Annotated in this window: 7 protein-coding genes; 1 reads left to right on the top strand and 6 read right to left on the bottom strand. The window is 42.6% G+C overall.

Annotation, left to right across the window (positions count from 1 at the left end; translation table 11 throughout):
- On the top strand, positions 1-3,057 hold a 3,057-nt coding region (locus QUB63_RS34715; RefSeq protein ID WP_332949936.1), incomplete at its 5' end, for a DNA/RNA non-specific endonuclease.
- A gap of 204 nt (positions 3,058-3,261) precedes the next feature.
- Here QUB63_RS34715 and QUB63_RS34710 read toward each other — a convergent pair.
- The 6 genes from QUB63_RS34710 to QUB63_RS34685 form a co-directional block, all read right to left on the bottom strand.
- A complete protein-coding gene (locus QUB63_RS34710; RefSeq protein ID WP_293262494.1) occupies positions 3,262-4,062 on the bottom strand; it encodes a pentapeptide repeat-containing protein in 801 nt (266 codons plus the stop codon).
- 208 nt (positions 4,063-4,270) lie between these two features.
- A complete protein-coding gene (locus QUB63_RS34705; RefSeq protein ID WP_332949935.1) occupies positions 4,271-4,645 on the bottom strand; it encodes a pentapeptide repeat-containing protein in 375 nt (124 codons plus the stop codon).
- Between the two features lies 1 nt (position 4,646).
- Positions 4,647-5,069 carry a pentapeptide repeat-containing protein gene (locus tag QUB63_RS34700; protein ID WP_332949934.1) on the bottom strand — a complete coding sequence of 141 codons (423 nt, stop codon included), beginning with the start codon at positions 5,067-5,069 and terminating at the stop codon, positions 4,647-4,649.
- Positions 5,070-5,294: 225 nt separating this feature from the next.
- Positions 5,295-5,693 (bottom strand): pentapeptide repeat-containing protein, encoded by a 399-nt coding sequence (locus tag QUB63_RS34695; RefSeq protein ID WP_332949933.1) that lies wholly within the window; start codon positions 5,691-5,693, stop codon positions 5,295-5,297.
- Positions 5,671-6,138 (bottom strand): pentapeptide repeat-containing protein, encoded by a 468-nt coding sequence (locus QUB63_RS34690; RefSeq protein WP_332949932.1) that lies wholly within the window; start codon positions 6,136-6,138, stop codon positions 5,671-5,673. The genes QUB63_RS34695 and QUB63_RS34690 overlap by 23 nt, the downstream gene beginning before the upstream one ends.
- A 64-nt stretch (positions 6,139-6,202) precedes the next feature.
- Positions 6,203-6,386, bottom strand: a 184-nt coding sequence (locus QUB63_RS34685; RefSeq protein ID WP_332949931.1) for a hypothetical protein, incomplete at its 5' end; no start/stop codon positions are given.

The raw sequence follows: 6,386 nt of genomic DNA, 5'->3' as shown, positions 1-6,386 counted from the left end.
GGGCAGAACTACAATTTTGCTGTTGAAGCTGTGAGTAATAGCGGCGCTGTGACCAAAGATTTGGGGCAGTTTAAAACTATACCTCCAGGTAGCAATAGTCCTTTCAGCAGCGTGAGTGTGTTGACTCATGGTTTTACACTTTTGCCAGGCCAAGGGGGAATTCCTGACTCCTTCTACGAGGTAGCTGACAGTATTGCAAAAACTGGTAATGATGGGTTGATTTTACGCTACGAAAAACCCACCGGATCTTGGATTCCTATTGATAAAAATGGAGGAGTCTTAACAACTTTAACCGGTGGACTGCAACCAACAGATACCAACTATTTTCGGACTTTAACTAGCAATATTAAGGCTAACTATGTTAACCAGAATAAATCGTTAGTGTTACTGCCAGAATGGTCGTTGGACAGAGAATCAGTTATTCCTGACGTTGGCTTTTCTGAGGGCGCGGCTGATGCTTTGTTTGCTTCTATGGTGCAATTGGATTTGGCGTTGGGGGGTGGCGTTGGAGAGTATCAAGGCAATCAATTAAAGCGGTTGTACGATAGCCAAGGGAAGCTGATTCGCCAGCAGGGGGATTTGTTCAACTCGCCACTGCATTTCATGGGTTTCAGTCGGGGGACGGTTGTCAATAGCGAAATCGTACAGCGTTTAGGAACTTTCTTCCCCCAAGCTGGTGGAACATCTATGGCTAACCGAGACCTCCAGATGACAACAATCGACCCGCATGATTTCTACCAACCTAGTTTGAATTTACAATTAGCGGGCTTTATCAGCACAAATTTCAGCGATTTCTACGAACCAAAAGTTCAGGTTTGGAATAATGTTACGTTTGCTGATAACTATTACCAGACTGTGGCTAATCCTAATCATGGTACTGCTACTCCTAATGGTCGTGCTTTGGGTCAACTTCCACAAGAGGAGTTGAATAAGAATCCAAAACCCGCTGGACTAAATTTTCCTAAAGCGTCGGGTGTTAATTTAGGTAAAGCAGACCGAGAGATTTTACTCGGTACTCGTGAGGGGGAACCAGATCGGATAAATAGTCGGATTGGGTTTACGAAAGATGATGATATTGGAGGAACGCACAAGCGGGCTTGGACTTGGTATGCGGGGACGGTTGATTTAGACTTGGAGCAAGTGCAAACTCAGTATCCTCATGCTTCAAATCCAAATGTTCCAGAATTGATTAATGACCAATTGGGTGAAAGGGATGCGAACCAATGGTTCGATCCTAATTTCCCGGCAGCTAGACCTTGGTATGATAATGCTAGCGGTGAGGGGATTGGCGAAGGCTGGTTTTATTCTGTTTTGGGTGGTGGTAAAGAGCAGCGTCAGTATAGCCCTACTGGGCGCGTTCCGGTTAGTTTTGATAATACGCTTTCGGCTGGTATGCGGGGGGATTATGCGGTTCCTACTCTGTTTAATGGGAATTTTGACCAGTACATTCCGAATAGGAGTGGGGCTGAAGAATTTGGTCGGAATGCTATCTCTCAGGAAATTCCTGGGTGGTCTTTCCACAATAGTGCCACATCAAAGTTGGCAGACCCCACGAAGCATTTAGTAAATTGGAGTACCATTGATGGTCTCAGACAACGTAGCCTAAACGGCACAAATGAGATCCCTGGAACCTCTTACCTAGAAAGGATGGGTATTGATAGGGATGACCCTAAATTCTCTAACTATGCTCTGGAATTAAAGGGTGGTGACAGTATTACGCACAACCGCTTTGTTGTACCAGATTGGGGGTCTTTGCGGTTCAACATTCATGTTCCTAAAAAAGCAGCAGACCGAGGTAATAAGCTGAAAGTTACTCTCACCGATGCAGCTTCGGGTGAAGAAATAACTGAAACTATTCTTCTCAATGAAGCTAACTTCCTAACAGGAATATCAGACTCTTTCTACAACAACGATCTCGAAAAAGATGCTGCCCGAAAACTTGGTTATGCAACTAGAGGCTTTGAGACTTTTAATGTATTTGACACTTTTTATGAAGGGTCAACCCAACAAAAAGAATTAGATAAGTTCCGAGGTAAAACAGCGACGCTCAAATTTGAATTGGAAGGTAACGACGTGGTTTACTTGGATGATGTCTTCTTCAAGAGTAGTTCTCTAAGATTTGGGGAACCGACACCAAAGGATGGCCGTAGTCCAGCAAGGTATAGCGGTGCTGCTTATGATGGGAATCTCTATAAAGACAATTTGCTGCTTGAAAAACCGCAATATACTCTGTCTTACAACGGTACTGGAAATATACCTAACTGGGCGAGTTTCCAGATCAATAAATCATGGATATTTTTGGATGGAGAGAAAAATCTTAGTAAGCGCGGTTTCACTAATGATCGCAGCCTTCCACCAGATTTTTACCAAGTGACAAACAATGATTATAAAAAGAGAAAACCTTATGTTGGAGGTCATCAAACACCTCTGGCATCTCGCAGTATTACTCTCAAGGACAGTAAAGCTGTCAATCTGCTAACAAATATTGTTCCACAGCACGAGGATCATAATAGGTCAATATTTTGGGAGAAATTTGAAAACTACGGGCAAGATTTTGCCAAAGAAGGTAAAGAAGTCTATGTCATTAATGGCATTGATGGCATTAAGGGCAGTCTTGATGCGGGCGGTAAAGCTATTCAAATTCCTGAAAATATATGGAAAGTCATGGTGGTTTTGGATAAGCCGGGTGCAGACCCTAGCGCAACTCCTGTATATGCCGTTGGTTTTTATTATCCAAATGAAAACCCCGGTAACATTGCCGAAGGCTGGAGAAACAAGGATTGGAGTAAGATTGACGATCTCACTCAACGTCCTGTCTGGTCTCTTGAAGAAATAGAAACCAAGATCGGCTACGATCTATTCCCTCTTCTTCCTCAAGAAATAAAACAAGATATCAAAGATATCAAATACATCTTTCCCAGTAAAGAATCTATTGGAGATACTTGGGCTAGCCTTCCTTGGAAATCAAATCCACCGCCACTTCCCGAAGACCCTACAGATCCGGAAGAGGAACTTGAGGAACTTGAGGGTGAATCTGAGGAACTTGAGGAGGAATAATAAATAATACCGAATCCGCGTTAAAATCCCCTTTATGTTCTTCCCCAACTCTCTCGATCTCCCTCTCGGCCCTAGTCGCGCTGCGGTTAATTATAAAAGGGATATTTAACGCGGATTTGTATTAATTTATCTGACGCCTATCGACACAGAAATATGATGAATATTCAAACGGAGGGTAGATCTGTTTTCAGCAATGTTTAGCATTTATCGCTCTGGGCAATTATCGTTTCGGATCGTTCCATCTGGCATGACAGTATTGCACAAGGTAGCGTCTTCCCATTCTCCGCAAAGATTGATTGTTGTATTTGGGCCATATTCAGGCTCTCCTCTAGCTCCCATCAGATTAGCATTGCACAGATTTGAACCATCAAATGATGTTTCCTCTAGAATCGCACCACTGAGGTTTGCTCCAGTAAGATCTGAATTAGTAAACCCTGTTTGATGCAACTGGGTGTTACTCAGATTTGCGCCAATTAGAGTTGCTTTATAAAAACCAGCTTCAGTGACATCTGCATCGCTGAGGTCGGCTCCAGTGAGGTTTGTATTTTGACAGTGGAGCCGAGATAAAAAACCATTTTTCAAATTAGCTCCACTGAGGTTGGCATCAGTTAAGTCGGCATAGTGCAAAGTTGCATTTTCTAAGCAGGCATTACTTAGATTGGCTCCACTCAAGTCAGCCCCTTCCAACCAAGCTTCTCTCAAGTTAGCACCACTGAAGTTAGCATTAATCAACTGAGCGCCATCCAAGTTCGCATCGCTCAAGTTAGCATTACTCAAGTTAGCATTAATCAAGTGAATACAATCCAAGTTAGCCTCGCTCAAGTTAGCACCACTCAAGTCAGCACCACTCAAATGAGTACTCGTCAAGTTAGCATTAATCAAAATAGCATTGGCGAGATTGATATCAATGAGCTTTGCCTTGTTCAAATCGACACCGCTCAAGTCAACCCCAGCAAAGTCTCTTTCTCCACTGGTATACCGTTCGAGCAATTCTTCAGCGTTCATAAATTATCTAGTCAATTATTTTAACTTTTGAATTATAGTACAATTATTCTATGTTTTGCTAGTCCTATCCGATCGCACTCAACCTCCCAGTCGCGCTGGTGCGGTTAATTATAAAAGGGAGATTTAACGCGGATTTGTATTAATTTATCAGACTCCTATTGAAACAGAAGTCAGATGAATATCTGTTTTCAGTAAGGTTTAGCATTCATCAAGCTGTACAATTATCATTTCGGATCGTTCCATCTGGCATGATAGTATTGCACAAAGTAGCGTCTTCCCATTTTCCGCACAGATTGATTGTATTTGAGTCGTCATATTCAGGATCGGGTCTAGCTCCCATCAGATTAGCATTGCACAGATTTGAACCATCAAATGATGTTTCATCCATAATTGCACCACTAAAGTTAGCTCCAGTAAGATCGGAATTCCAAAACCCTGTTTGATGTAGTTTGGTATTACTTAGATTCGCGCCAATTAGAGTTGCTTTATCAAAACCAGCTTCACCGAGGTCTGCATCGCTGAGGTCGGCTCCAGTGAGGTTAGTATTTTCACAGTTGAGCCTAGATAAAAAACCATTTTTCAAATTAGCTCCACGCTCGGTTGGCATCAGTCACGTCAGCGGAGTCCAAAGTTGCGTTTTCTAAGCAGGCATTACTTAGATTGGCTCCACTCAAGTCAGCCCCTATCAACCAAGCTCCTTTCAAGTTAGCACCACTGAAGTTAGCACCCTCCAACTGAGCGCCCTCCAAGTTGACCTCGGTCAAGTTAGCCTCGGTCAAGTTAGCATTAATCAAGTCAATACAACGCAAGTTAGCATTGATCGAGTTAGCATTGCTCAAGTCAGCACCACTCAAGTCAGCATAACTCAAGTTAGCATTAATCAGATTGGCATTGGCGAGATTGATCTCAAGGAGATTTGCCTTGTTCAAATCGACACCGCTCAAATCAACCCCAGCAAAGTCTCTTTCTCCACTGGTATACCGTTCGAGCAATTCTTCAGCATTCATAAATTATCTAGTCAATTATTTTAACTTCTGAATTATAGTACAATTATCCTATGTTTTGCTAGTCCTATCCGATCGCACTCCACCTCCTAGTCGCGCTGGTGCAGTTAATTATCAAGGGGATATTTAACGCGGATTTGTATTAATTTATCTGACGCCTATCGACACAGAAATATGATGAATATTCAAACGGAGGGTATATCTGTTTTCAGCAATGTTTAGCATTCATCAAGCTGTACAATTATCATTTCGGATCGTTCCATCTGGCATGACAGTATTGCACAAGGTAGCGTCTTCCCATTTTCCGCAAAGATTGATTATATTTGAGTCGTCATATTCAGGATCGGGTCTAGCTCCCATCAGATTAGCGTGGCACAGATTTGAACCATCAAATGATGTTTCATCCATAATCGCACCACTAAAGTTAGCTTTACTTAGGTTAGAATTCCAAAACCCTGTTTGATGCAACTTGGTATTACTTAGATTCGCGCCAATTAGAGTCGCTTCATAAAAACCAGCTTCACCGAGGTCTGCATCGCTGAGGTCGGCTCCAGTGAGGTTTGTATTTTGGCAGTTGAGCCTAGATAAAAAACCATTTTTCAAATTAGCTCCACGCTCGGTTGGCATCAGTCACGTCAGCATAGTGCAAAGTTGCGTTTTCTAAGCAGGCATTACTTAGATTAGCTCCCGTCAAGTCAGCCCCTTGTAACCAAGCTCCTTTCAAGTTAGCACCACTAAAATTAGCCTTAATCAACTCAGCGCCATCCAAGTTAGCCTCGGTCAAGTTAGCCTCGGTCAAGTTAGCATTAATCAAGTGAATACAATCCATGTTAGCATCGCTTAAGTTAGCACCACTCAAGTTAGCATTCATCAACTCAGCAGAAATCAAGTTAGCACCACTCAAGTTAGCATTCATCAACTCAGCACCACTCAAGTCAGCATCTGTTAAATTGGTCTTGGTGAGATTGATATCAATAAGCTTGCTTTTCTTCAAATTGGCATTGCTCAAGTCAACCTCAGCAAAGTCTCTCTCGCCATTGGCATATCTTCTAAGTAATTCTTCAGCATCCATAACTTTAACCCTTAATTTGTAATCGGTTGATAGTGTTAATAATACCGCTTTCCCAGTCAAGAATCTATTGGAAATACTTGGGATAGCCTTCCTTATTGAATGTCATCAGCTCAACAGACGGCACATCAACAGTAATGATAGCCCCCGGTGCCTTAAAGCAAGACACAACCATCAGCATTGCCCCAGTCAACCAACAAAACTTGTCCCTACCGCTGCCGGCGGGATTTGAATTTGCAGGAGCCTTCAAC

The organism is Microcoleus sp. ARI1-B5 (assembly GCF_036705795.1).
Classification (GTDB): Bacteria; Cyanobacteriota; Cyanobacteriia; order Cyanobacteriales; family Microcoleaceae; genus Microcoleus.
Note: the sequence above shows the minus strand (reverse complement) of the source record. Positions and strands in the feature narration are given on the sequence as shown.

What these genes read in the sequence shown, in the direction of transcription:
- QUB63_RS34690 (WP_332949932.1), bottom strand. Translation starts at nt 6,138, where the DNA reads ATGGATGCTGAAGAATTACTTAGAAGATATGCCAATGGCGAGAGAGAC.
- QUB63_RS34710 (WP_293262494.1), bottom strand. Translation starts at nt 4,062, where the DNA reads ATGAACGCTGAAGAATTGCTCGAACGGTATACCAGTGGAGAAAGAGAC.
- QUB63_RS34700 (WP_332949934.1), bottom strand. Translation starts at nt 5,069, where the DNA reads ATGAATGCTGAAGAATTGCTCGAACGGTATACCAGTGGAGAAAGAGAC.
- QUB63_RS34695 (WP_332949933.1), bottom strand. Translation starts at nt 5,693, where the DNA reads ATGCCAACCGAGCGTGGAGCTAATTTGAAAAATGGTTTTTTATCTAGG.